The organism is Streptomyces sp. CLCI03 (assembly GCF_053615355.1).
This window is the reverse complement of the sequence record NZ_CM132132.1, coordinates 5,281,319-5,306,280: the sequence shown is the minus strand read 5'-3', so window position 1 is coordinate 5,306,280 and position 24,962 is coordinate 5,281,319. Positions and strand designations below refer to the sequence as shown.

19 protein-coding genes are annotated in these 24,962 nt (G+C 72.9%); 12 read left to right on the top strand and 7 right to left on the bottom strand.

The window, feature by feature from the left end; translation table 11 throughout:
- The first annotated feature begins 49 nt into the window (after positions 1–49).
- Positions 50–2,632: an aminopeptidase N gene (gene pepN, locus ACWG52_RS24455; protein WP_389811648.1), complete on the top strand. Its 2,583-nt coding sequence runs from the start codon at positions 50–52 to the stop codon at positions 2,630–2,632.
- A gap of 199 nt (positions 2,633–2,831) precedes the next feature.
- On the opposite strand, the gene ACWG52_RS24450 is transcribed toward pepN, so the two are convergent.
- From ACWG52_RS24450 to ACWG52_RS24435, 4 genes are read right to left on the bottom strand one after another with little or no spacing between them, the layout of a single operon-like run.
- Positions 2,832–3,734: a LysR family transcriptional regulator gene (locus ACWG52_RS24450; protein ID WP_389811645.1), complete on the bottom strand. Its 903-nt coding sequence runs from the start codon at positions 3,732–3,734 to the stop codon at positions 2,832–2,834.
- 10 nt (positions 3,735–3,744) lie between these two features.
- The gene (locus tag ACWG52_RS24445) at positions 3,745–4,674 is read right to left on the bottom strand and encodes a DMT family transporter (RefSeq protein WP_389811643.1); all 930 of its coding nucleotides are present in this window, start codon (positions 4,672–4,674) and stop codon (positions 3,745–3,747) included.
- Between the two features lie 41 nt (positions 4,675–4,715).
- Positions 4,716–5,648 carry an EamA family transporter gene (locus ACWG52_RS24440; protein ID WP_389811641.1) on the bottom strand — a complete coding sequence of 311 codons (933 nt, stop codon included), beginning with the start codon at positions 5,646–5,648 and terminating at the stop codon, positions 4,716–4,718.
- A 53-nt stretch (positions 5,649–5,701) separates the two neighbouring features.
- Positions 5,702–6,997: an MFS transporter gene (locus ACWG52_RS24435; RefSeq protein WP_389811638.1), complete on the bottom strand. Its 1,296-nt coding sequence runs from the start codon at positions 6,995–6,997 to the stop codon at positions 5,702–5,704.
- A 117-nt stretch (positions 6,998–7,114) separates the two neighbouring features.
- Here ACWG52_RS24435 and ACWG52_RS24430 point away from each other — a divergent pair, with 117 nt between their 5' ends.
- Positions 7,115–7,606 (top strand): MarR family winged helix-turn-helix transcriptional regulator, encoded by a 492-nt coding sequence (locus ACWG52_RS24430; RefSeq protein WP_375939049.1) that lies wholly within the window; start codon positions 7,115–7,117, stop codon positions 7,604–7,606.
- Between the two features lie 109 nt (positions 7,607–7,715).
- Here the strand turns inward: ACWG52_RS24430 and ACWG52_RS24425 are convergent, their stop codons facing one another.
- Positions 7,716–7,952 (bottom strand): hypothetical protein, encoded by a 237-nt coding sequence (locus tag ACWG52_RS24425; protein ID WP_389811634.1) that lies wholly within the window; start codon positions 7,950–7,952, stop codon positions 7,716–7,718.
- A 20-nt stretch (positions 7,953–7,972) separates the two neighbouring features.
- Positions 7,973–10,000, bottom strand: a complete 2,028-nt coding sequence (locus tag ACWG52_RS24420) for a 4-alpha-glucanotransferase (protein WP_389811631.1) — start codon at positions 9,998–10,000, stop codon at positions 7,973–7,975.
- A gap of 370 nt (positions 10,001–10,370) precedes the next feature.
- On the opposite strand from ACWG52_RS24420, the gene ACWG52_RS24415 reads away from it, so the two are divergent.
- Complete coding sequence (locus ACWG52_RS24415) at positions 10,371–13,217, top strand: beta-N-acetylglucosaminidase domain-containing protein (protein ID WP_390140072.1); 2,847 nt, start codon at positions 10,371–10,373, stop codon at positions 13,215–13,217.
- 122 nt (positions 13,218–13,339) lie between these two features.
- Here the strand turns inward: ACWG52_RS24415 and ACWG52_RS24410 are convergent, their stop codons facing one another.
- Entirely contained in the window at positions 13,340–13,876 is a 537-nt protein-coding gene (locus ACWG52_RS24410; RefSeq protein ID WP_030011969.1) for an HNH endonuclease, read from the bottom strand.
- Between the two features lie 284 nt (positions 13,877–14,160).
- Between ACWG52_RS24410 and ACWG52_RS24405 the strand changes: the two genes are divergently transcribed.
- The 9 genes from ACWG52_RS24405 to ACWG52_RS24365 all read left to right on the top strand — a co-directional run bounded on the left by ACWG52_RS24405 (position 14,161) and on the right by ACWG52_RS24365 (position 24,956).
- Positions 14,161–15,243 carry a mechanosensitive ion channel family protein gene (locus ACWG52_RS24405; RefSeq protein ID WP_389811625.1) on the top strand — a complete coding sequence of 361 codons (1,083 nt, stop codon included), beginning with the start codon at positions 14,161–14,163 and terminating at the stop codon, positions 15,241–15,243.
- 195 nt (positions 15,244–15,438) lie between these two features.
- A complete protein-coding gene (locus ACWG52_RS24400) occupies positions 15,439–16,668 on the top strand; it encodes an ROK family transcriptional regulator (protein ID WP_390140070.1) in 1,230 nt (409 codons plus the stop codon).
- A 146-nt stretch (positions 16,669–16,814) separates the two neighbouring features.
- Positions 16,815–18,149, top strand: a complete 1,335-nt coding sequence (locus ACWG52_RS24395; RefSeq protein WP_389811614.1) for an ABC transporter substrate-binding protein — start codon at positions 16,815–16,817, stop codon at positions 18,147–18,149.
- A gap of 4 nt (positions 18,150–18,153) precedes the next feature.
- The gene (locus ACWG52_RS24390; RefSeq protein WP_033223962.1) at positions 18,154–19,098 is read left to right on the top strand and encodes a carbohydrate ABC transporter permease; all 945 of its coding nucleotides are present in this window, start codon (positions 18,154–18,156) and stop codon (positions 19,096–19,098) included.
- On the top strand, positions 19,095–19,949 hold the full coding sequence (locus ACWG52_RS24385; protein WP_390140068.1) for a carbohydrate ABC transporter permease: 855 nt from the start codon (positions 19,095–19,097) through the stop codon (positions 19,947–19,949). Before ACWG52_RS24390 ends, ACWG52_RS24385 begins: the two co-directional genes overlap by 4 nt.
- 5 nt (positions 19,950–19,954) lie before the next feature.
- On the top strand, positions 19,955–21,220 hold the full coding sequence (locus ACWG52_RS24380) for a 6-phospho-beta-glucosidase (RefSeq protein WP_389811607.1): 1,266 nt from the start codon (positions 19,955–19,957) through the stop codon (positions 21,218–21,220).
- Positions 21,211–22,200: an N-acetylglucosamine kinase gene (locus ACWG52_RS24375; protein ID WP_390140066.1), complete on the top strand. Its 990-nt coding sequence runs from the start codon at positions 21,211–21,213 to the stop codon at positions 22,198–22,200. The genes ACWG52_RS24380 and ACWG52_RS24375 overlap by 10 nt, the downstream gene beginning before the upstream one ends.
- A 252-nt stretch (positions 22,201–22,452) precedes the next feature.
- On the top strand, positions 22,453–23,817 hold the full coding sequence (locus ACWG52_RS24370) for a hypothetical protein (protein WP_389811601.1): 1,365 nt from the start codon (positions 22,453–22,455) through the stop codon (positions 23,815–23,817).
- A gap of 188 nt (positions 23,818–24,005) precedes the next feature.
- On the top strand, positions 24,006–24,956 hold the full coding sequence (locus ACWG52_RS24365; protein ID WP_389811986.1) for a glutamate ABC transporter substrate-binding protein: 951 nt from the start codon (positions 24,006–24,008) through the stop codon (positions 24,954–24,956).
- The last annotated feature ends 6 nt before the right edge of the window (positions 24,957–24,962 follow it).

Genomic DNA, 24,962 nt, shown 5'->3' with positions numbered 1-24,962 from the left:
CCGGATGGCAGGATGGCCGGGCAACGTCACCATCGAAGGAGATGAACGCGTGCCTGGCACGAATCTCACCCGTGAAGAGGCTCAGCAGCGGGCCAAGCTGCTGACCGTCGACTCCTACGAGATCGAACTCGATCTCAGCGGCGCGCAGGAGGGTGGCACCTACCCGTCCGTGACCACCGTGCGCTTCCAGTCGACCGAGGCCGGGGGTGAGACTTTCATCGACCTGGTCGCTCCGGCCGTGCGCGAGGTCGTCCTCAACGGCACGTCGCTGGACGTCGCGGCCGTCTTCCAGGACTCCCGGATCGCGCTGCGGGACCTCGCGGCCGGGGCCAACGAGCTCCGGGTCGTCGCGGACTGCGCCTACACGAACACCGGTGAGGGCCTCCACCGCTTCGTCGACCCGGTCGACCAGCAGGCTTATCTCTACACCCAGTTCGAGGTACCGGACGCGCGGCGGGTCTTCGCCAGCTTCGAGCAGCCCGATCTGAAGGCCACGTTCCAGTTCACCGTGACGGCCCCCGAGGGCTGGACGGTCATCTCGAACTCTCCGACCCCTGAGGCCGCGGACGTCAAGGACAACGTCTGGCGCTTCGAGCCGACCCCGCGCATCTCCTCGTACATCACCGCGCTGATCGTCGGTCCGTACCACTCCGTGCACAGCTCCTACGAGGGCCCGGACGGCCAGTCCGTCCCGCTCGGCATCTACTGCCGTCCCTCGCTCGCCGAGTTCCTCGACGCGGACGCGATCTTCGACGTCACCCGGCAGGGCTTCGACTGGTTCCAGGACAAGTTCGCCTACGACTACCCCTTCGCCAAGTACGACCAGCTCTTCGTCCCGGAGTTCAACGCGGGCGCCATGGAGAACGCGGGCGCGGTCACCATCCGCGACCAGTACGTCTTCCGCTCCAAGGTGACGGACGCGGCGTACGAGGTGCGCGCGGAGACGATCCTCCACGAGCTGGCGCACATGTGGTTCGGCGACCTGGTCACCATGGAGTGGTGGAACGACCTGTGGCTGAACGAGTCGTTCGCGACGTACACCTCGATCGCCTGCCAGGCCTACGCCGAGGGTTCGAAGTGGCCGCACGCGTGGACCACCTTCGCCAACTCCATGAAGACCTGGGCGTACCGGCAGGACCAGCTGCCCTCCACGCACCCGATCATGGCCGACATCCGTGACCTCGACGACGTCCTGGTCAACTTCGACGGCATCACGTACGCCAAGGGCGCCTCGGTGCTCAAGCAGCTCGTCGCCTACGTCGGCATGGACGCCTTCTTCAAGGGCGTGCAGGCGTACTTCAAGGCGCACGCGTTCGGGAACACGCGCCTGTCCGACCTGCTGGGCGCGCTGGAGGAGACCTCGGGCCGCGACCTGACCGCCTGGTCGAAGGCGTGGCTGGAGACGGCCGGCATCAACATCCTGCGCCCGGAGGTCACCACCGACGAGAACGGTGTGATCACCGCCTTCGGCATCCGCCAGGAGGCGCCCGCGCTGCCCGCCGGCGCCAAGGGCGAGTCCACCCTGCGCCCGCACCGCATCGCGGTCGGCCTGTACGAGCTCCAGGACGGCGCCCTCGTGCGCACCGACCGGATCGAGCTGGACATCGACGGCGCCCTCACCACGGTGCCGGAGCTGGTCGGTCGCCCCCGTCCGGCGGTCTTCCTGCTGAACGACGACGACCTGTCCTACGCGAAGGTCCGCCTGGACGAGGAGTCCCTGGCCACCGTCACCGCGCACATCGGCGACTTCACCGAGTCCCTGCCGCGCGCCCTGTGCTGGGCCTCGGCGTGGGACATGACGCGTGACGGCGAGCTCGCCACCCGCGACTACCTCTCGCTGGTCCTCTCGGGCATCGGCAAGGAGTCCGACATCGGCGTCGTGCAGTCGCTGCACCGCCAGGTGAAGCTGGCCATCGACCAGTACGCCGCCCCTGCGTGGCGGGAGGAGGGCCTGGCGGCCTGGACCGAGGCCACCCTGGAGCACCTGCGCGGCGCCGAGCCGGCGGGCGACCACCAGTTGGCGTGGGCACGGGCGTTCGCGGCCACCGCCCGCACCGAGGGTCAGCTGACCTACCTGTCGGCGCTGCTGGACGGCGCGGCCGAGATCGAGGGACTGGCCGTCGACACCGAGCTGCGCTGGACCTTCCTGGAGCGGCTCGTCGCGACGGGTGTCGCCGGGGAGCCGGCCATCGCGGCGGAGCTGGAGCGGGACGCCACGGCGGCCGGCGAGCGTCACGCGGCGACCGCCCGGGCGGCGCGCCCGACAGCGGAGGCCAAGGCCGCGGCGTGGGCCTCGGTGGTGGAGTCCGGCGACCTGCCGAACGCGGTCCAGGAGGCGGTGATCGGCGGCTTCGTCCAGACCGACCAGCGCGAGCTGCTGGCCCCGTACACCGAGAAGTTCTTCTCGGCGATCAAGGAGGTCTGGGAGAGCCGTAGCCACGAGATCGCCCAGCAGATCGCGGTGGGTCTCTACCCGACGCTGCAGGTCTCGCAGGAGACGCTGGACGCGACGGACGCGTGGCTGGCCTCGGCCGAGCCGAACGCGGCCCTGCGCCGGCTGATCTCGGAGTCCCGCGCGGGCGTCGAGCGTGCGCTGAAGGCCCAGGCCGCGGACGCCGCCGCTCAGCAGTAGGAAGTTCCGGGCTCTGCCCGCACCCGTGGGAGCAACGCCCCCCGCGGGTGCGGCTCCGCTCCTGGGGCTCCGCCCCAGACCCCGCGCCTCAAACGCCGGCGGGGCTTGATTTCGCCGGTGCCCGGCACAACCAGCCTCGCCGGCGTTTGAGGCGCGGGGGTCCGGGGGCAGCGCCCCCGGCGGCGGAGCCGCGCAGGCGCTACCGCCGGGCCGAGGCCACTTCACGCAGGGCCGCGAGTACGCGGGACAGCGCGGGCGCGGATTCGGCGCCTCGGCGGACCGCGGCGAGCACGTGCCGCGTCGGGCGGTCCCGTGACAGCACCCGGACGGCCACGCCCGAGGCGCGGCTCGACACCATCCGGGGGACCAGGGCCACCCCCATCCCCGCCTCGACCATGGCCAGGATCGCCGTCCAGCCGGACGCCGAGTGCGCCTGTTCCGGGACGAAGCCCGCCGCCTCGCAGGCGGACCGGGCGATCTCCGACCAGGGGCCGCTGCCCCCGTAGATCCACGGGTCGCCGGACAGGTCCGCCAGCCGCAGGTCCGGCGCGGCCGCCAGCGGGTGGTCCGGCGGGAGGGCCACGTCCAGCGGGTCCTCCAGGAGCGCCACCCGGGTGAACCGGGGGTCGCGCGCGGTCGGCGCGTGCGCGGTGAGGGACAGCGCCAGGTCCACGCCCCCGGCCGACAGCAGTTCGTAGGCCTCGGCCGCCTCCGTCTCCCGGACGCGGACCTCCACCCCGGGGTGGGTGCGCCGCAGCGCGGCCACCGCCGGGACCACGAGCGCCGGTACGGCGGTGGAGAAGGCGCCCACGCGTACCTCGCCCGTGTCGCCGGCGAGGTATCCGGCCAGTTCCGCGTCGGCCCGTTCCAGCTGTGCGAACACCGCCTCCGTGTGTCGCAGGACGAGGTGGGCCGCGTCCGTGAGCCGCACCCGGCGGCCCTCGGCCTCCAGCAGCACCACACCGAGTTGGCGGGCCAGGTTCGTCAGTTGCTGCGAAACGGCCGAGGGCGTCATGTGGAGGGTCTCGGCCGCTCGGGTCACGGTCCCCTGTTCGGCGAGGGTCCGCAGGATCCGCAGCTTCTTGATGTCCCACTCGGTCATGGGCCCGAACCTACCGCCGGGCACTCCCCAGCCCGACTCCGCCGAGGATGAGCGCCATGCAGAGCAGCTGCGCCGGTCCGGTCCGCTCGCCCAGGAGCAGGAAGCCGAGCCCGGCCACGCACACCGGCTGGAGGTAGTAGACGACTCCCGCGCGGGCGGCGCCGATCATCGAGACGGCCTTGTTCCAGGCGAAGAAGGCGACGGCCGAGGAGAACACCCCGACGTACAGCAGCGGGCCGACCGTGCCGGTGGTGACCTCGAAGCCGCCCTGGACGGCGACGGAGACGGCGTAGGCGGGTGCCAGCATCAGCGCGCCGAGCACGAAGGTGGTGATCAGGAAGGCCATTCCGCCGAGTTCGGCGGGCTTGCGTCGCAGCAGGGCGCTGTACGTGGCGAAGGAGAGGGCGGCGGCGAACATCCACAGGTCTCCGGCGCCGAAGTCGAAGCCGATCGAGCCGTCCCCGACGAGCAGCAGCACCCCGAGGGCGGCGAGCAGGATGCCGAAGGTCCGCCGTACGCCGAGCCGTTCGCCGCCGAGGCGGGCGTAGAGCGCCATGATGACGGGCGAGGCAGCCATGATCATGCCCATGTTGGAGGCGGAGGTGGTCAGTCCGGCTTGGTGCACGAGCGTGTTGTAGAGGGTGACGCCGAACAGCGAGGCGAGGGCGATGAAGCCGAGGTGCCGGCGGATCAGGGCCCGTTGCCGCCAGGCCTGGCGGGCGGCGAAGGGGGCGACGGCGAGCAGGGCGATGATCCAGCGCCAGAAGACCGCCTGGACGGGTGGGACGGTCTCGGCCATGCCCCGGGTGGCGACGAAGCTGCCGGACCAGACGACCGTCGCGAGCAGGGCGAGGAGCACGCCGAGCCCGGCGGCACCTTTCTTCCCGGTGCTGCCGGGCTCGGTGTGCGAGACGGTACGGACGCGGTCCATGACGGCCACTGTGGGTCTGCTCCTCTGGGTGGTTCGGTGGTGTGTGGGGACTACCGTCGCACCGCCCCATCCGTCAGGTCCATCGAAATGTTCTGATCGTTCTTTTCAGTGGAACTGAACGGTCGGGCGGTACGGGCGGCCGCCAGCTGGCCGGCGACGGTGGCCCCGAAGGCGATCGCCATTCCGACGAGCTGCACGGGCGACAGCGCCTGTCCGAGGGCGGCCCAGCCGATGACGGCGGCGGTGAGCGGGGAGAGCGGGCCGAGCAGGGTGACGGAGGTGGCGCTGAGGGCGCCGATGCCGCGGAACCAGAGCCAGTACGCGATCCCGGTGTTGATCAGCATCATGTAGCCGTAGCCGAGGAAGGCCCTGCCGTCGAGCGCGGGCGGGGCGCCCTCGACGAGGGCGGCGACGGGGATGATGAACAGTCCGCCCGCGGTGAGCTGCCAGCCGGTCATCGCCAGCGGGCCCACGCCCTCGGGGCGGCCCCAGCGCTTGGTCATCACGGTGCCGGCGCCCATGGAGGCGGAGGAGATCACACCGGCGACGACGCCGACCGCGTCGAGGCGGGCCTCGGCGGTCAGGACCACCATGCTCACGCCGAACGCTCCGACGACGGCGGCCAGTACGGTGCGCAGGCTCGCCCGCTCCCCGAGGACGAGCGCGGCCAGTCCTACGACGAACAGCGGTCCGGCGGCGCCCAGTACGGCCGCGACCCCGCCGGGGAGCCGGTAGGCGGAGAGGAACAGCAGCGGGAAGAAGGCGCCGATGTTGAGGATGCCGAGGACGGCGGACTTCCACCACCACTGGCCCTTGGGCAGGGTGCGGGCCAGGGCGGTCAGCAGGAGTCCGGCGGGCAGGGCCCGCATGACCCCGGTGAACAGCGGCCGGTCGGGGGGCAGCAGCTCGGTGGCGACGGCGTAGGTGGAACCCCAGGAGATGGGGGCGAGGGCGGTCAGGGCGACGGTGGCTGCACGCTTCATGGCGGGTGGCTCCTGGATCGGGCGACGGAAGCGGAAGGGACCGGGGGCAGGACTCAGGCGGCGGCGGTCACGGGGACCGGCCGGCCGGTGGTGTCCCGGACCACCGGGGGCTCGGCGTGGACGGCCTCGGCCGGCAGGTGCCGCTCCAGCCGGAGCAACGCCAGGGCGGCGCCGAGGGCGGCGACGGCCAGGAGGGCCCAGGGCAGGCGGCCGTCGACGGCGAGCAGGGCGGTGAAGAGGGAGGGGGCGAGGGCGCCGGCCAGCGAGTAGGACAGCTGGTAGGTGGCCAGGTAGCGGCCGCGGACGGCCTCGGGGGCGGCGGAGACCGACAGGGCGCCGCCGGAGGGGCTGTGGACGAGCTCGCCGAGGGTGTAGACGACGACGATGGCCAGCAGGGCGATCAGGGTGGCGGTCCGCCCGGGCCGCAGCGTGCCCAGCACGATCTGCCCGACGAAGGCGGCGGCGAAGAGCAGGGCTCCGAGGGCGGCGGAGCGGGTGCGGCGGGCGCCGGAGCGGCGGACGCGGCTCGCGATCAGGACGCCGATCCCGGCGCACAGCACGGTGTTGACGGTGAAGGCGGCTCCGGTGAGGGAGTCGGGGGCCGTCAGCCAGGTCGAGAGGTAGAGCGGGAAGAGGACGGAGAGGGCGGAGTAGCCCAGCGCGGTGAAGAAGTTGGCGGCGGTGAGCCCGAGGAAGGGGCGGTCGCGCAGGACGGTGCGGTATCCGACGGACCCGGCCTCCGCGGCAACGGACGCGCCGGCCGCCCGGACCGCCCGAACCCGGCCGACGAGCAGTCCGGCGAGGGCGAAGGCGAGCGCGTTGCCCCAGGCGGTGTAGGTGAATCCGCCGGTGCCCCACAGGGCCAGCACTCCGGAGACGAGCAGGGCGCCCGCACCCATCCCGGCGTTCTGCAGGGCCCGCGTGGAGGCCTGGAGCCGGTCGCGGGCGGAGCCCTGCGCCACCTCGCCGATCAGGGACTGCTGGACGACGCCGAAGGAGCGGTCGGCGAGCGCGGTGACGAGGGAGACGGCGGCGAAGGCGGGCAGGGAGCCCGCGAAGGGGTACAGGGCGAAGCCGAGCGCCCGTATCCCGTAGAGCACCAGGTTGACCCGCTTGGCGCCGAACCGGTCGACGGCCGTGCCGGCCGCCGGCATGAACGCCAGGCCGGCCAGCCCGGTGACCGTCATGACCAGGCCGACGACGGTGAGGGAGAGGCCGGTGACGTGGTGGAAGAAGACCAGCGAGAAGGGGATGTACATACCGATCCCGACCGAGCTGATACCGATTCCGAGGAGCAGCGACCGCTCCCCCGCGACCTTCGCCTCCCCTGACGCGGCTGTCTTCCTCATGAACACGGTCATGGCCTCTCCCCCGGACTCGATTGCTGGTAAGTAGCTTACCGCTAAGCTACTTACCGTCAAGCAACTTTCTTGCGAACGATCTCGGGGAAGCCGGATACTGCAGGCATGAGTGACGACAAGGACGCAGTGGACGCGATCACGGCCCAGTGGTTCGCCGTGCGCCCCGACCTGGAGACGGCGCCCATGGCCGTCTTCGGACGCATCTACCGGATCGCCAGGGCGATGGGCGACGCGATGGAGGAGTGCTACGCGCGCTTCGGCATCTCGCGCGGCGAGTTCGACGTCGTGGCCACGCTGCGCCGGTCGGGGGAGCCGTACACGCTCTCGCCCCGGCAGCTCTCGGCCACCCTCATGCTCACGACGGGCGGCATGACCGGGCGTCTGGACAAGCTGGAGAAGGCCGGGCTGCTGTGCCGCAAGCCCGATCCGCACGACCGGCGGGGGCTCCAGGTGACGATCACCGAGCGCGGCCTGGCTCTCATCGACGAGGCCGTCGGCGCCGGGCTGGAGGTACAACGCGCCGCGCTCACCGGGCTGACCGACGACGAGGTCGCGGTGCTCACCGGGCTGCTCCGCCGGCTCCTGGCCGGCGTCTGAGGGTACGACAAGGCGCCGGGGGTCGCCGCACGGCCGAATCGAATCGGCGGTGCGGACCCCCGGCGCCCGGAAAGGTCTGCTGGTCCCGGCCCCGCGGGGCCGGACCGGCTCAGGCCTTCTTCTGCTTGTCCGACTTGTCGAGGACCATCACGAGACCGATGATGCCCAGGAAGATCACGAGGGGCAGGGCCACGTACAGGCCGACGGTCTCGCCGATGCTCAGGCCCGGACCCGGGTCGTCACCGTCGTCGCGGGTGAGCGCGAGGGCGGGAGACGTCATCAGCAGCATCATCAGCGCGGTTCCGGCCGTGACGGCGCCGGCGCGCAGAGCGTTCTTCTTGTCCACGGTGCAAACGTAGCGAACACCTAAACGGGGCGCGCGCCCGGGGGTGCCGTACGAGGTCGTACGCCCTCCCCCACCGCGCTCAGCAGGGCGTTCGCCCGGGGCGAGGAGACCAGTTCCTCCAGGGACAGCGGCCGCCCCGCCGCATCGGCGACCGGAAGCCGCCAATTGGGGTACTGGTCCCAGGTGCCCGGCAGGTTCTGCGGCCGCCGGTCCCCCACCGCGTCCGGCAGCCAGACGCCGACCAGCCGCGCCGGGGTGCGCAGCAGGAAGGCGTACAGGGCCCGTACGGCGGCCTCCTCGCCCTTGGTGTCCAGCCCCAGCCCGTCCAGCAGCTCCAGCCACTCGGCGGTGTCGGCGGCGTCCTCGGCACGCTCCAGCTCGGCGGGGCGGGTCAGCAGGCCGAGCCGGTCACGCAGTTCCACATGCCCCCCGGCGAGCTTGGCGGCCGTGGGCGGGAGGTCGTGCGTGGTGACGGTGGCCAGGCAGTCGGCCCGCCAGGCCTGCGGGGCCAGCGGGTTCCCACCGCCGTCCCAGTCCCGTTCGAACCAGAGGACCGAGGTGCCGAGCACCCCGCGCCGAGCCAGCTCCTGACGGACCCGCGGCTCCACCGTCCCGAGGTCCTCGCCGATGACCAGGGCGCCCGCCCGGTGGGCCTCCAGGACGAGGATCGCCAGCATGGCCTCGCCGTCGTAGCTGACGTACGCGCCCTCCGCGGGCGGGGTCCCCTCCGGGATCCACCAGAGCCGGAACAGACCCATCACATGGTCGATCCGCAGGGCGCCCGCATAGCGGAACACCCCGCGCAGCAGGGACCGGAAGGGGGCGTAGCCGGTGGCGGCCAGCACGTCCGGGCGCCACGGCGGCAGCCCCCAGTCCTGACCGCGCGCGTTGAAGGCGTCCGGGGGCGCGCCGACCGAGATGTGCGGGGCGTAGCAGGGCGAGCCGAAGACGTCGGAACCCTGCGGGTGCACCCCGACGGCGAGGTCGTGGACGATGCCGACCGTCATGCCGGCCTCGCGGGCGGCCCGCTGGGCGGCGGCGAGCTGGCCGTCCGTCAGCCAGACCAGCCAGCGGTGGAAATCGCTCCGCCCCTTCGGGTCCTCCTCCCCCGCGTGTCCGGCGCACCAGGCGGCGTGCACGTCCAGCGGAGCGCCCTGTTCGGCGCAGAAGGCGCGGTAGGCGGCTTCGCGTTCGGGTGTCCGCGGGACGGCGTACAGGAGCTCCAGGGCCGCCCTCTTGAGTTCCCAGACGGCATCGCGGTCGATCAGCGCGCCCTTCTCCAGGACCTGGCGGCGCAGTTCGCCGCCGCGGCCGGCGAGCGCGTCGAGGGCCTCGCGATCGGGGCAGTCGGCGTATTCGGGGACGTCCTCGATCCGCAGGTGGACGGGGTCCGGGAAGCGCCGCGAGGACGGCCGGTACGGGGACGGGTCGGTCGGGGCGCCGGGGACGGCCGCGTGCAGCGGGTTGACCTGGATGAACCCGGCGCCGTGGGTACGGCCCGCCCAGCGGGCCAGCTCCGCGAGGTCGCCGAGGTCGCCCATGCCCCAGGACCGCTCGGAGAGGAGGGAGTAGAGCTGGACGAGCAGCCCGTGGGCCCGCTCGGGCGCGGCCGGGGCCCGCTCCGGGGCCACGACCAAGGTGGCCTCGGCGCTGCGCCCGTCGGGCGCCTCGGCGGTGAGCCGGTGGACGCCCAGCGGCAGCGCGGGGCCCCACGCGAGCAGCTCTCCCGTCTCCTCCTCCACCACCCGCACCCGGGTGCCCGGGGGCAGCCCGGCGGGCTCCGGGGCCGTCCGCTCCCCCTGCCACAGCACCACCGTGGGCGGCAGGAGCCGCCCGGCCGACTCCCGGGCCGCGGACGCGGCGCCGATCCGGATGCTCTCCGGGTCGTCGGTGACCACCCCCAGCAGCCCGAGGACCGCCCTGACGGTGGTCTCCGGTACCGGGACGGTGACGTCGGCGGCGGGCCGGTAGTCGGTGGCGACGCCGTACTGGGCAGCGAGCCGGGCCAGGTCGTCCATCTGCGGGCGCTCCTTCGTGCGTGCGGGCATGAGGGCATGAGGGTGAGTCAGAAGAGTGGGGCACAAGGGTGGTTCACGAGGGTGGGACGCCGCCGGGGAACACCGCGTCCATACCCACTCGGAGGCACCGCATTCCTGCCGCATCCGGGGCAGATCACCCATCCACATTGACACTCCAGCCGCACGGATGGTGGGCTCAGGCTCATTCGTACGAGTGGGGGACGTCTCGGGACGAGGAGGCTCAGTGCAGCTCAGGGGTAGGAGGCGGAACACCGCCGCCGCTGTGGCGGTGATCGGCACGCTCCTGGGCGGCGCCGTTTCCTCCGCGCCACCCGGGATCCACGCGGCGCCCACCGCACCGGACAGACCGGCGCCGGGAGCGGGCCCGGGGGCGACCCCCGTGACCGCCGCGGCCGGGCCCGTGCTCGACCCCGGGGCCGACATCCCCCGCGCCGCCACCGAGGGGCCCGCGGTGTGGCCCCGGCCGCAGTCGATGGCCGCCGACCCTGCGCGCGAGCTGCCGCTGGGCACCGAGGCCGTACTCGTCGCGGCGCCCGACGCCGACCCGTACGCGGTCCGGGTCGTGCGCGACGCCCTGCGCGCCGCGGGAGTACGGACCGTCCACGAACCGGCCCCCGGGGCTCCGCTGCCCGCGCGGGGCACCGTCGTACGGCTCCAGGACGCGGACGCCGAGCAGGCGCTGCGCGCGCTGGGCGCGGCCGCGCCGTCCGACCTGCCGACCGGGGGCTACCGGCTGGCCGCGGGCCGGCACGCCGGCCGGGACACGATCGCGCTGGCCGGCATAGGCGGGGAAGGACTCTTCCACGCGGCGCAGACCCTGCGCCAGCTCCTCGCGGCGGGCGGCGGGAAGATGCCCGGCGTACTGGTGCGGGACTGGCCGGCGGCGCCGGTGCGCGGGATCACCGAAGGCTTCTACGGGCAGCCGTGGACCCAGGAACAGCGCCTCGCGCAGCTCGACTTCATGGGCCGCACCAAGCAGAACCGGCTGCTCGTCGCACCGGGCGACGACCAGTACCGCACGACGGCCTGGCGCCAGGACTACCCGCAGGAGCAGCAGGCGCAGTTCCGCGCGCTGGCCGAACGGGCCCGCGCCAACCAGGTCGTCCTGGCCTGGGCGGTGACCCCCGGACAGTCGATGTGCCTGTCCTCGGAGGCCGACCGGGCGGCGCTCGCGCGCAAGGTGGACGCGATGTGGGACCTCGGCTTCCGCGCCTTCCAGGTGCAGTTCCAGGACGTCAGCTACACCGAGTGGGGCTGCCGGGCCGACCGGGACCGGTACGGGAAGGGCCCGGCGGCGGCCGCGAAGGCGCACGCGGAGGTCGCGGGCGGACTGGCCGCGCACCTGGCCGCCCGGTACCCGGGAGCCCCCGCGCTGTCACTGCTGCCGACGGAGTACTACCAGGAGGGCGCCACCACCTACCGGACCGCCCTGGCGGGCGCGTTGGACCCGCGGGTGGAGGTGGCCTGGACGGGCGTGGGCGTGGTGCCGCGGACGATCACGGGCAAGGAACTGGCCGGGGCGCGCGCCGCCCTGGGACACCCGCTGATCACCATGGACAACTACCCGGTGAACGACTGGGATCCGGGCCGGATCTTCCTCGGCCCGTACGCGGGCCGCGAGCCGGCGGTGGCGGGCGGTTCGGCGGCGCTGCTGGCCAACGCGATGCCGCAGGGCACCCTGTCGCGGATCCCGCTCTTCACGGCGGCGGACTTCGCGTGGAACCCGCGCGGATACCGGCCCGCCGAGTCCTGGGCGGCGGCGGTGCGCGAGCTGACGGGCGCCGACCAGCGCACCCGCCAGGCGGTGGCGGCGCTCGCCGGGAACACCGCGTCCTCCGGGCTCAAGCAGGAGGAGTCGGCGTATCTCAAGCCCCTGGTCGAGCAGTTCTGGAAGGCCCGCGCGGCGGGCGATCCGGCGGCCGGGACCGAGCTGCGCAAGGCGTTCACGGTCCTGCGCGAGGCCAAGGAGCGGCTGCCGGCCCTGTCGGGCGAGGCGGGCCCCTGGCTGGACCGCCTGGCGCGCTACGGGACGGCGGGCGAGCTGGCGGTGGACGTCCTCCAGGCCCAGGCCCGCGGGGACGGGGCGGCCGCCTGGAAGGCCTCCCGGGCCCTGACCGACGTACGGGCGACGCTGGCGCAGCCGGGATCGGCCCGGGTGGACAAGGCCGTCCTGGAGCCCTTCCTGACGAAGGCGGTGGCCGAGGCCGACGCCTGGACCGGGGCCGCCCGGAAGACCGGAACGGTGACGAAGGAGACGGAGGCCTGGACCGTACGGCTGGACGCCCCGCGCCCGCTGTCGGCCGTGACCGTGATGACCGAGCCGCTCCCGGCCGGGGCGCGGGGTGCCGTGGTCGAGGCGCACGTACCGGGCGAGGGCTGGCGCAAGGTCGCCGACGCCGCGGCCTCCGGCTGGACCCAGGTGGAGACGCCGGGGCTGAGCGCGGACGCGGTGCGCCTGTCCTGGGCCGGGGCCGGGTCCGCGCCCACGGTGCACCACGTCGTGCCGTGGTTCGGGGACGGCCCGCGGGCCCGCTTCGAGCTGGCGGACGGGGCCGCGGCCGACGCCGAGATCGGCGGCACCGCTCAGCGGGTCTCGGCGCAGCTGTCGGCGCTGGGGCCCACCGAGGTCCGCGGCCCGCTGTCGGCACGGCCGCCGGCGGGCATCGAGGTGCGCCTCCCGCAGGCCGCGGTGGCCCCGCGGGGCGGCCAGGTGTCGATCCCGCTGGAGGTCAGCGTCGCCGCGGGCACCCCTGCGGGCACCTACCAGGTGCCGGTGACCTTCGACGGGGAGTCGCGGACCCTGACGGTGCGCGCGGTGGCCCGTACCGGCGGCCCCGATCTGCTGCGGACCGCGCGGGCGACCTCCTCTGCGAACGAGACCCCCGACTTCCCGGCCTCGGCGGCCGTGGACGGCTCCCCGGCCACCCGCTGGTCGTCACCGGCGGTGGACGGCGCGTGGTGGAAGGCGGAACTGCCCGCCGCGACGCGGGTGGGCCGGCTGGAGCTGTACTGGCAGGACGCGTACCCGTCGGCGTACCGGGTGGAGACCTCCACGGACGGCGTGACCTGGCGCCCGGCGGCGGCCGTCAAGGCCTCCCGGGGCGGCCACGAGACGCTCCGGATGGACGCCCCGGACACCCGCTTCCTACGGGTCACCTGCGAGACCCGCGCGACGCGGTACGGCTGCTCCCTCTGGTCGGCGGAGGCCTACGCGGTCACCCCGTGACCCGACCCCGCCCTCCCGGCCCTGCCGGCGTTCGAGGCGCGGGGTCCGGGGCGGCGCCCCGGGAAGCCGGGCCGCAGGTCCACGACGGGCGCAACCCGCACGCGACCGGCGGCCCGGCGGAGCTACCCGGCCGCGACGCCGATCCGCTCCAAGGCGTCCTCCGCCCCGTACGGCTGGAGATACGGCATCCACCGCGGATCCCGATGCCCCGTCCCGATGATCCGCCACGCCAGCCCGGACGGCGGCGCCGGCTGGTGCCGCAGGCGCCAGCCGAGTTCCAGCAGGTGCCGGTCGGCCTTGACGTGGTTGCAGCGGCGGCAGGCGGCCACGACGTTGTCCCACGCGTGCTGACCGCCCCGGCTGCGCGGAATGACGTGGTCGACGCTGGTGGCGACGGCACCGCAGTACATGCAGCGCCCGCCGTCCCGCGCGAACAGGGCGCGCCGGGTGAGTGGAACGGGCCCCCGGTAGGGGACCCGCACGAAGCGCTTGAGCCGTACCACGCTGGGCGCGGGGACGACCCTTGTCGCGCTGTGCAGATAGGCGCCGGATTCCTCCAGGGAGACCGCTTTGTTCTCCAGGACGAGGACGAGCGCGCGGCGGAGCGGTACGACGCCGAGGGGCTCGTACGACGCGTTGAGGACCAGGACGTGCGGCACGGACTGCCTCCTTGTACGCCGGCGGCGCGTGGCTCGCGCCGGGACGATCTGCTCTCCAGTCTCTCCTTACGGCTGGTCGAAACGCCACCACTCGCCCGTAACGGGTCCGAGGTGTTTTCAACCACAGTCAGTCATCCCCAGGTGAGTCTGGTCTCTCCCTCGAACACGGCACCAAGGTGAAGGGATTGCCCCGTTAGTGTGGTCTGTCTGTCCCGCATATCCCCGGATCCGTCCGGGGGTCCCCCGGTTCCGCGGGCAGACCGCTACACCTGGAGGTTCCCGTCGTGCCCTGGCCCGCCGCTCTGCTGCCGCTGGCAGCCGACGTTCCGGACGCGCCCGCATCGGTCAAGGAGGCGCAGGCGAGCGTCACCGAGGCCGCCAGCTTCATCGAGCAGAACTGGGCCACCTGGCTGAGCATCGGCCTGCGGATCCTGCTGATCGTCGTGATAGCGGCGGTGATCCGCTCGGCGGTCCGCAAGGCGCTGACCAAGCTCATAACCCGGATGAACACCAGCGCCGAGGCCGTGGAGGGCACCGCGCTGGGCGGGCTGCTGGTCAATGCGGAGCGGCGGCGCCAGCGTTCGGAGGCGATCGGATCGGTGCTCCGGTCGGTGGCCTCGTTCCTGATCCTCGGTACGGCCGCGCTGATGGTCCTGGCCGCGCTGAAGATCGATCTGGCCCCGCTGCTGGCGAGTGCCGGTGTGGCCGGTGTGGCGATCGGTTTCGGTGCCCGGAACCTGGTGACGGACTTCCTGTCCGGCGTCTTCATGATCATGGAGGACCAGTACGGCGTCGGCGACAAGATCGACGCGGGTGTGGCCTCGGGCGAGGTCATAGAGGTCGGACTGCGCGTGACCAAGCTGCGCGGGGACAACGGCGAGATCTGGTACGTGCGCAACGGCGAGATCAAGCGGATCGGCAACCTCAGCCAGGGCTGGGCGACCGCGGGCGTGGACGTGCAGGTCAAGCCCTCGGAGAACCTGTCCCGGATCCGCGAGGTGGTCAAGGAGGTCGCCGACGCCATGGCCAAGGAGTCCCCGTGGGACGAGCGCCTGTGGGGTCCGGTGGAGGTCCTGGGCCTGGACGAGGTGCTGCTCGCCTCGATGACCGTGAAGGTGTCCGCGAAGACCATGCCCGGTCAGCAGTTCGCCGTGGAGCGGGAGCTGCGCTGGCGGATCAAGGAGGCCTTCGACGCCGCGGGCATCCGGATCATCGGCGGGGTGCCGGCGGCCGACGAGGACGAGGAGGCCGCGGCGGACCCGTCGGCCTCGGTCGCCGCGCCGTCCGCCCTGGCGAACCCGACCTCCCCTCAGTCGCTGGCCACGGCCCCGATCCCGCCGCCGGCCGGCCCGCGGATCACCAAGTGACCGCGTCCGTCCGTCGGCCCGTGCGGCCCGTGGCCGCGTAGCCCCGTCACCGCACGCCCCACGAGCCCCGCTCGTTCCGCTGCCCCGCAGGTCATCCGTGAAATGACACAGCCTGCGGGGCAGCGGCATTGACACACTTCAACAGGTGATAGGAAACTTACCTAACAGATCACCTCGGTGAGGGAGAGCCGCACGATGCCCGCCGCCACGCCCGGAACGCCCAGCCTGTTGCGCGCCATGAACGATCGGGCCGCACTCGAACTGCTGCTGACGCACGGCCCGCTGTCGCGGACCCGCATCGGGCACCTGACCGGGCTGTCCAAGCCCACCGCCTCCCAGCTGCTCGCCCGCCTCGAAGCGGTCGGCCTGGTCGTGGCCACCGGCACCGACGGCGGACGCCCCGGCCCCAGCGCCCAGCTCTACGCGATCAACCCGCGGGCCGCCTACGTCGGCGGCCTCGACGTCACCCCGGAGCGGGTACTGGCGGCCGTCGCCGACCTCACCGGCACGGTGGTCGCCACCCACGAGGTCCCCTACACCGAGGGGGCCGAGGCCGTCGACCAGGTGACCGAGGCCCTCGGCGGGGCGGTCAAGGCCGCCGGACTGACCCGGACCGACCTGCGCCGGGTGGTCATCGGCACACCGGGCGCCTTCGACCCCCAGACCGGGCGCCTGCGCTACGCCAGCCACCTCCCCGGCTGGCACTCCCCCACCCTCCTGGAGGAGCTGGCGACGGCCCTGCCGATGCCCGTCGAGTACGAGAACGACGTCAATCTCGCCGCCGTCGCCGAACAGCGGCTCGGCGCCGCCCGCGGCCACGAGGACTTCGTCCTGCTGTGGAACGAGGAGGGCCTGGGCGCCGCGCTGGTCCTGGGCGGCCGGCTGCACCGCGGCTGGACCGGCGGCGCCGGCGAGGTGGGCTTCCTGCCCGTGCCGGGCCGACCCCTGGTCCGGGAGGTCACCCGGGCCAACTCCGGCGGGTACCAGGAGCTGGCCGGCGTGGAGGGACTGCCCCGACTCGCCGCCGAACTGGGCGTCGAGCCGCCGGACACCTCCGGCGGCGCCGAGGCTCCTGGCGCACCGCACGGACCGGAGGTCGCCGCCGCCGTCGCCCTGCTCACGCGGGCCGCCGCCGCGCCCGAGGGAGCGCAACTGCGCTTCCTCCAGTCGTACGCCACCGCGCTGGCCACCGGTCTCGCCTCGGTCGTCGCCGTGCTGGACCCGGAGATCGTGGTCCTGTCCGGGGCGGCCATCAGTGCGGGGGGCGAGCCGCTGCGCGCACTGCTGGAGGCCGAGCTCGCCGAACTGGCCCCCTCCCGGCCCCGGCTGGTCCCCGGTGAGGTACGGGAGCGGCCGGTCCTGCACGGCGCGCTGGAGAGCGCGCTGGCCGCCACCCGGGACGAAGTGTTCGACACCTCGGGCTGAACCGCCCGGCGCCCGCCGGCCCCGCCGTCCCGTCTTCCTTCCGCCCCTCCTGCACCCCGTAGCGGCACACCCACACACGCAGTCCCCACCGCCATCCCCACCGGCACCCCCCACGGAAGTTCCTCCCGCAGAGAGCGAGCCCCGCCATGCCCAGAACCGGACGCCCGACCACCGCGATCGCCGTCCTCGCGGCGATATCCGCCCTCGCCACGGCCTGTACGGGCCAGGGCGCGGACACCGCCTCCGACGATCCGAAGGCGGACGTCACCCTCACCTTCTGGCACGGCTGGTCCGCGCCGAGCGAGGCCAAGGCCATCGAGGACAACATCGCCCGGTTCGAGAAGGCGCACCCGAACATCAAGGTCCAGGTCACCGGCAACATGACCGACGACAAGATCAACCAGGCGCTGCGGGCGGGCGGGGACAAGGCCCCCGACGTGGTCTCCTCCTTCACCACCGACAGCGTCGGCAAGTTCTGCAACTCCCGCGCCTTCGCCGATCTGAACCCCTTCCTGAAGAAGTCCGGGGTCGACAAGACGAAGGTCTTCCCCAAGACCCTGCTGGAGTACACGGAGTTCGAAGGCAACCAGTGCACGCTGCCGCTGCTGAACGACGCGTACGGCCTCGTGTACAACAAGACCGCCTTCGCGGCCGCCGGCATCACCGAACCCCCGAAGACCTGGAGCCAGTTCACCGAGGTCGCGCAGAAACTCACCAAGTTCAAGGGCGACTCGTACGAGCAGGTCGGCCTGATGCCCACCTTCCACGGCTACGAGACCAAGCCGACGCGGCTCGCGGCGCAGTGGGGCGCCACGTACTTCGGCCCCGACGGCAGGTCCAACCTGGCCGGGGACCCGGCCTTCGCCAAGATGCTGACCGCGCAGAAGGACCTGGTGGACAAGCTCGGCGGCTACGAGAAGCTCGAGCGGTTCCGCAACACCTTCGGTGACGAGTGGAGCGCCGAGCACCCCTTCCACACCGGCCAGGTGGCCATGCAGATCGACGGCGAGTGGCGTGCCCCGATGGCCAAGGAGGCCGGGGTGCCCTTCGAGATCGGCACCGCCCCGCTGCCCGTCCCCGACGAGCAGGCCGCCGACTACGGCAAGGGCTACCTCGCCGGCACGATCATGGGCATCGCCTCCGGCAGCAAGAAGCAGAACGCCGCCTGGGAGCTGGTCGAGTACATGACCACGGACACCGAGGCGGTGGTGGCCTTCGCCAACGCCATCCACAACGTGCCCTCCACCCTGGCCGCCCTGGAGTCCCCGAACCTTCAGGTGACCCCGGAGTTCAAGACCTTCCTCGACATCGCCCGGCACCCGAAGTCCAGCACCACCCCGGCCAAGGCCGACGGCGGCACCTACCAGCTGACCTTCGAGGACTTCGCGTACGGGGTCGAGAAGGGCGACGTCACCGACATCCCGGCCGGTCTCGCCAGGACCGACCGGCAGATCGACACGGACATCGCGAAGGCGAAGTAGCCCGATGACCGGCGCCCACCCCCTGCGCTCGAAGCGGCGGCGCTCCGCCCTGCGGACCGCGGCCTTCCTGTCCCCCTGGCTGATCGGCTTCGCGGTCTTCTTCGTCTACCCGCTGCTGTCCACCCTCTACTTCTCCTTCACCCGGTACGACGGCTTCCGGCAGCCCGCCTTCAACGGCCTGGACAACTGGAGCTACGTCCTCACGGACTATCCGCTGTTCTGGCCGGCGATGCGCAACACCCTGTGGCTGGTCCTGGTGATGGTGACCTGCCGGGTCGCCTTCGGCCTCGGCATCGGACTGCTCATCACGAAGATCAAGACGGCCACCGGGGTCTTCCGGACCCTGTTCTACCTGCCCTACCTGGCCCCGCCGGTCGCCGCGACCCTGGCCTTCGTCTTCCTGCTCAACCCCGGCACCGGACCCGTCAACACCCTGCTGGACGCGGTGGGACTGCCCACCCCGGGCTGGTTCACCGACGCCGACTGGTCCAAACCGGCCCTGACCGCCCTCGCCCTGTGGGGGGTCGGCGACCTGATGGTCATCTTCATGGCCGCGCTGCTCGACGTACCGAAGGAGCAGTACGAGGCCGCGGAGCTCGACGGGGCCGGCGCCTGGGCACGGTTCCGGCACATCACCCTGCCCAACATCTCGCCGATCATCATGTTCGCCGTGGTCACCGGGGTCATCCAGGCCATGCAGTACTACGCCCAGCCGCTGGTGGCGGGGAAGGTCGCGGCCGGGGTGATCGGCGGCTCGGGCCAGCAGTTCGAGCCCGGCTACCCCGACAAGTCCACCCTGACGCTGCCCCAACTCGTCTACAACCTCGGGTTCCAGCGCTTCGACTACGGCACCGCGTGTGTCGTCGCGCTCGTCCTGTTCGCCCTCTCCATGGCCTTCACCGCGCTCCTGATGCGGCGCCGTGGCGGTCTGATCGGAGCCGGTGAATGACCAGCTCGCACACCGGCCGGAGATCCTCCCGGGCGGTCCTGCACTGGGTGGCGGTGCACTCGCTCGGCGTGGCCGCCGCCCTCTTCTTCGTCCTCCCCTTCGTCTTCCTGCTCCTCACCTCCCTGATGGGCGACCGACAGGCGCTGACCCGCGACCTGTGGCCCGACACCTGGGAATGGGGCAACTACGCGAAGGTGTGGCACACCCCGGGCTTCCTGACCTGGTGGCGCAACACGCTCCTGTACGCGGGACTCGGCACCCTGTTGACCGTGGTCTCCTCCGTGCCCGTCGCGTACGCGCTCGCCAAGTTCCGCTTCCGCGGGCGGCGGCTCGCGCTGCTCCTCGTGATCGCCATGATGATGCTGCCGCCGCAGGTGGTGGTCATCCCCATGTACCTCTTCTGGGCCAAACAGCTCGACCTGTCGGGCACGCTGTGGCCGCTGATCATCCCGATGGCCTTCGGCGACGCCTTCTCCATCTTCCTGCTCCGCCAGTTCCTGCTGACCATCCCCGACGAGTACCTGGACGCGGCCCGCGTCGACGGCTGCGGCGAACTGCGCACCCTGCTGCGGGTGGTGCTGCCGATGGCCAAGCCCGGGATCGCCGCCGTCGCGCTCTTCCAGTTCTTCTGTGCCTGGAACGACTACTTCGGCCCGCAGATCTACGCCTCCGACAACCCGGCCGCCTGGACCCTCAGTTACGGACTGGAGTCCTTCAAGGGGGCGCACCACACCAACTGGAACCTGACCATGGCCGCGACCGTACTGGTCATGGCACCGGTGATCGTCCTCTTCTTCTTCGCTCAGAAGGCGTTCGTCGAGGGAGTCACCCTGACCGGCGTGAAAGGCTGACGACGATGAAACTCGCAGTGGTGGGCGGCGGTTCCACCTACACCCCCGAACTGGTCGACGGGTTCGCACGGCTGCGCGACACCCTGCCCGTCGGCGAGCTCGTCCTGATCGACCCGGCCACCGAACGGCTGGAGCTGATCGGCGGCCTGGCCCGGCGGATCTTCGCCCGGCAGGGCCACCCGGGCCGCGTCACCACCACCTCCGACCTCGACGCGGGCATCGCCGGGGCCGACGCGGTCCTGCTCCAGCTGCGCGTCGGCGGGCAGGCCGCCCGGCTGCGGGACGAGACCTGGCCGCTGGAGTGCGGCTGCGTCGGGCAGGAGACCACGGGCGCGGGCGGGCTCGCCAAGGCGCTGCGCACCGTCCCCGTGGTCCTCGACATCGCCGAGCGCGTCCGGCGGACCAACCCGGACGCGTGGATCATCGACTTCACCAACCCGGTCGGGATCGTCACCCGGGCCCTGCTCCGGGCCGGGCACAAGGCCGTCGGGCTGTGCAACGTCGCCATCGGCCTGCAACGGAAGTTCGCGGCCCTGCTGGACCTGGCGCCGGCCGACCTCCACCTCGACCACGTGGGCCTCAACCACCTCACCTGGGAACTGGGCGTGCGCCGGGGCGGCCCGGAGGGCGAGGACCTGCTCCCGGGTCTGCTGGCCGCGCACGGCGAGGCCGTCGCGGGGGACCTGCGGCTGCCGCGGGCGGTCCTGGACCGGCTCGGCGTCGTGCCCTCGTACTACCTGCGCTACTTCTACGCCCACGACGAGGTGGTAAGGGAGCTGGGGACCAAGCCCTCACGGGCCGCCGAGGTCGCCGCGATGGAGCGGGAACTGCTCGCCCTGTACGGGGATCCCGCGCTCGACGAGAAGCCGGCGCTGCTGGCGAAGCGGGGCGGCGCCTTCTACTCCGAGGCGGCCGTGGACCTGGCCGCCTCCCTGCTGGGCGACGGCGGATCCGCCGTGCAGGTGGTCAACACGTACAACAACGGCACACTGCCCTTCCTCCCGGACGACGCGGTGATCGAGGTGCCGGCCCGCGTCGACGGATCCGGCGCCGTCCCACTGCCGGTGCCCCGGCCGGCCCCGCTGTTCTCCGGGCTGATCGGTCACGTGAGCGCGTACGAGGACCTCGCGCTGGACGCGGCGCTGCGCGGCGGGCGCGAGCGGGTCTTCACAGCACTGCTGGCGCACCCGCTCATCGGGCAGTACGACCTCGCCGAGGGGCTGACCGACCGGCTCCTCGCACACAACAAGGAGCACCTGCCATGGGCGTGACCCTCCCCTCGGTGCTGGCGATCGACGCGGGCAACAGCAAGACGGACGTGGCGCTCATCGGCCCGGACGGCTCCGTGCTGTGTTCCGGCCAGGCCGGAGGCTTCCAGCCGCCGCGCACGGGCGTGGCCGCGGCCGTCGACGTGCTCGCCGAGGCGATGGCCGACGCCGGGCTGCGCGGGAGCGGGCCGTCCGGGCCGTGGTTCGCGCACGTGTCGGCCTGTCTGGCCAACGCCGACTTCCCGGTGGAGGAGTGGAAGCTGGCGCGCGAGATCGAGCGCCGCGGCTGGGGCCGTACGACGACGGTCCGCAACGACACCTTCGCGCTGCTGCGTTCCGGACTGCCGGCGGGCGCCGACCCGTGCGGGGTCGCGGTGGTGTGCGGGGCGGGCATCAACTGCGTCGGGATGACCCCGGACGGGCGGACCGCCCGCTTCCCCGCGGTCGGGCGGATCTCCGGCGACTGGGGCGGCGGGGGCGGGCTGGCCGAGGAGGCCCTGTGGTGCGCGGCCCGCGCCGAGGACGGTCGGGGCGGGCCGACGGAGCTGGCCCGAGCGCTGCCCGCGCACTTCGGCCACACGTCGATGGCCTCGCTGATCGAGGCGATGCACCTGGGCCGGCTGGAACGCGCGCGACGGCACGAACTGACGCCGGTGCTGTTCGCGGTGGCGGCCGCCGGCGACCCGGTGGCGCTGTCGCTGGTGCACCGGCAGGCGGACGAGGTGGTGGCCATGGCGTCGGTGGCGCTGCGTCGCCTGGATCTGCTGGAGCGGGAGGTACCGGTGGTGCTGGGCGGCAGTGTGCTGGCGGCCGGCCACCCGCAGCTCAACGACCGGATCGCCGAGGGCCTCGCCGAACGGGCCCCGCACGCCCGGATCCGCGTGATCACGGCGCCGCCGGTGCTGGGCGCCGGTCTGCTGGGCCTGGACGCGCTCGGCTCCCCGCCCGAGGCGTACGAAAAACTCCGCGCCCATTTCGGATGAACCCACCCGGGAAGTCCTCCGGTCTGGAACCGTGGCGCCCATACGGACGTATTGACGGTGAAGGGGCGACGAAGGGGGCCCTCGGGGACGGATCGCCCTGGATCCAGCACCGGGTGCTGTGGTCGACCGGCACTACGGCCATACTGCTGCGCAGGGGGTACCTCCCAGCGTCGGCTGGAGGACGACAGGACCGAGGGGGAGGTCACGGTGGCGATCACATCACGCGCGCCCGCGCCAGGGGGCGGTGCTTCCGTGCCGTCCGCCGGGCCGACGGCACCACCGCCCACCGGGCCGGCCCGTCGGGGCACCGCCTGGGCCGAGGGCGTGGAGCGGCTGCGCGAGGCGGCGACCACCGAGCCGGGCCGACTGCGCATCATCGGCGCGGTACTGGCCGCCCTGATCGTGCTGTTCGGCACGGTGAGCGTCTGGGAGATCTCCGACCGGGTCGCGGCCGCCGACGACGTGGTGGGGCGCAGCCAGCCGCTGAGCGCGGACGCGGCGAGCATCTACCGCTCCCTGGCGGACGCCGACACCGCCTCCTCCAGCGGGTTCCTGCTGGGGGCCCAGGAGCCGCGCGAGGTGCGCCGGCGGTACGAGAAGGACATCGCCAACGCCTCCAAGCTGCTGGTGAGCGCCGCCGCCAACACCGGCGGCAACGAGGACTCCCGTCGGCAGATCACCGTGCTGAGCGAGCAGCTCCCGCGCTACACCGGCCTGATCGAACAGGCCCGCGCCACCAATCGGCAGGGCCTGCCGCTCGGCGGCGCCTACCTCCGCTACGCCAACGAGCAGATGACCACCCAGCTGCTGCCCGCCGCGCAGCGGCTGTACGAGTCGGAGACCCAGCGGCTCTACCGGGACCACGACGACGCCCGGTCCTGGCCGCTGGCCTCGATCGGTCTGGGCCTGCTCGCGGTCGCCGCCCTCGTCTGGGCGCAGCGCCGCAACTACCGGCACACGAACCGGGTCCTCAACCACGGGCTGGTGGCCGCGACGGCCGCCTCGGTGGTGGTCCTGCTGTGGCTCACCGTGGGGCACACGGTCGCGCGGTCCTCGCTGAGCGAGGCCCGGGCGGACGGGCAGGAGTCGATGAAGGTCCTCAACGACGCGCGGATCGCCTCCCTGCAGGCGCGGGCCGGTGAGAACCTGACCCTGATCGCGCGGGGTGCCGTACTGGCCGAGGACAAGAAGTCCGACAAGTACGACGTGGACTTCACCAACAACATGAAGCAGCTGGACGCCGGACTGGAGACCGCGCTGCGGCTCGCCGACGACGCGGCCGGCCGGGACCCCGTCGGCCGGGCCGAGGACGGCGTGCGGCAGTGGAAGCAGCGGCACACGGCGGCCCGGGAGGCGGACCTGAAGGGGGACTACGAGGCCGCGCTGCCCCTCGTCGTCGGGGACGAGAAGCACAAGGAGAGCAGCGGAGCCGCCTTCGACACGGTGGACGCCTCCCTGGAACAGGCCGTCGACCACGAGCAGCAGGAGTTCACCCGGGCCGCCCAGGACGGGCTCGGCGCGCTGGGCGGCCTGGTGACCGGCGCCGCGGTCCTGGTGGTCATCGGCGCGGCAGCGGCTCTGCTCGGCATCGGGCGCAGGCTTTCGGAGTACAGGTGAGCGCGATGCGGATACGAGCGAGGCGGGCCGCCGAAGGTCACGAGAACGTCGAGAACCGCGAGGGCCAGGCGGGCCCGGAGAGCCGCACGGGCCGGGCCGGCCGGGCCCGGCACGCGGCGAGCCCTGGCCCGGCGTCCGGCTTCCGCCGCGCGGCGCGCCGGCTGCGCGGCTGGGGCGGGGTGAGCGCGATGGCCGTCGCCTGCGCGACGACCGTCGCCGTCGTCCTGCTGCCGCTGGCCCACGCCACACCCGACACCGACAAGCCGGTGGTCCGCCGGCCGGCCTCGATGGCCGCGGCCCCGGCCACGCCCTGGACCCTCACCGACACCTGCCAGGACCCCGAGGCCAGCCTGCGCCCCTCCGACGTGGACGGGGCGACCATCGCGCGGATCAAGGCGGCGGGCAAGCTCGTCGCCGGCGTGGACCAGAACAGCTTCCGCTGGGGGTACCGCAACCAGACCGCCGAGGGCAGCCGCCTCGACGGCTTCGACATCGACCTGGTCAAGGCCATCGCCAAGGACATCCTGGGCGACGAGAACGCGGTCATCTACCGGGCCATCCCCACCAGTCAGCGCATCCCGGCCCTCCAGGAGGGGCGCGTCGACATCGTCGTGCGGACCATGACCATCAACTGCAAGCGGCTGGAGGACGTCGCCTTCTCGACGGCCTACTTCGAGGCCGGGCAGCAGGTGCTGGTGCCCAAGAGCTCCCCGATCACCGGGTACGACACCTCGTTGAAGGACCGGCGGATCTGCGTCGCCTCCGGTTCCACGGCGGAGGCGGCCCTGAAGGCCCAGTCGTACGGCTCGGCGCCGGTCACCGTCGCCAACCAGCTCGACTGCCTGGTGCGCCTCCAGCTGGGCGAGGTCGACGGCATCATCACGGACAACGCCCTCGCGGCCGGCCAGGCCGCCCAGGACCCCTCGGTGCGGTTGGTCGGCTCGCCCTTCACCCGCGAGTTCTACGGGGTGGCGATGAACAAGGACGCCTCCGACCTGGTCCGCCGGGTCAACAAGGTGCTGGAGAACTACCGCGCGGGCGGCGGTGAGAGCCCGTGGATGAAGGCGTACCTCAAGCACCTGCAGCCCGTGCTGCCGGGCGTGACCGCGCCCCCCGCACCCAAGTACCGGGACGGCTGAGGCCCG

Bases quoted from the DNA above. Each gene is read 5' to 3' on its own strand.
- ACWG52_RS24390 (WP_033223962.1), top strand. From the start codon at position 18,154: ATGACCGGCGCCCACCCCCTGCGCTCGAAGCGGCGGCGCTCCGCCCTG.
- ACWG52_RS24435 (WP_389811638.1), bottom strand. From the start codon at position 6,997: ATGAGGAAGACAGCCGCGTCAGGGGAGGCGAAGGTCGCGGGGGAGCGG.
- ACWG52_RS24400 (WP_390140070.1), top strand. From the start codon at position 15,439: ATGCCCGCCGCCACGCCCGGAACGCCCAGCCTGTTGCGCGCCATGAAC.
- ACWG52_RS24380 (WP_389811607.1), top strand. From the start codon at position 19,955: ATGAAACTCGCAGTGGTGGGCGGCGGTTCCACCTACACCCCCGAACTG.
- ACWG52_RS24440 (WP_389811641.1), bottom strand. From the start codon at position 5,648: ATGAAGCGTGCAGCCACCGTCGCCCTGACCGCCCTCGCCCCCATCTCC.
- ACWG52_RS24430 (WP_375939049.1), top strand. From the start codon at position 7,115: ATGAGTGACGACAAGGACGCAGTGGACGCGATCACGGCCCAGTGGTTC.
- ACWG52_RS24395 (WP_389811614.1), top strand. From the start codon at position 16,815: ATGCCCAGAACCGGACGCCCGACCACCGCGATCGCCGTCCTCGCGGCG.
- ACWG52_RS24450 (WP_389811645.1), bottom strand. From the start codon at position 3,734: ATGACCGAGTGGGACATCAAGAAGCTGCGGATCCTGCGGACCCTCGCC.
- ACWG52_RS24420 (WP_389811631.1), bottom strand. From the start codon at position 10,000: ATGCCCGCACGCACGAAGGAGCGCCCGCAGATGGACGACCTGGCCCGG.
- ACWG52_RS24385 (WP_390140068.1), top strand. From the start codon at position 19,095: ATGACCAGCTCGCACACCGGCCGGAGATCCTCCCGGGCGGTCCTGCAC.
- ACWG52_RS24375 (WP_390140066.1), top strand. From the start codon at position 21,211: ATGGGCGTGACCCTCCCCTCGGTGCTGGCGATCGACGCGGGCAACAGC.
- ACWG52_RS24365 (WP_389811986.1), top strand. From the start codon at position 24,006: ATGGCCGTCGCCTGCGCGACGACCGTCGCCGTCGTCCTGCTGCCGCTG.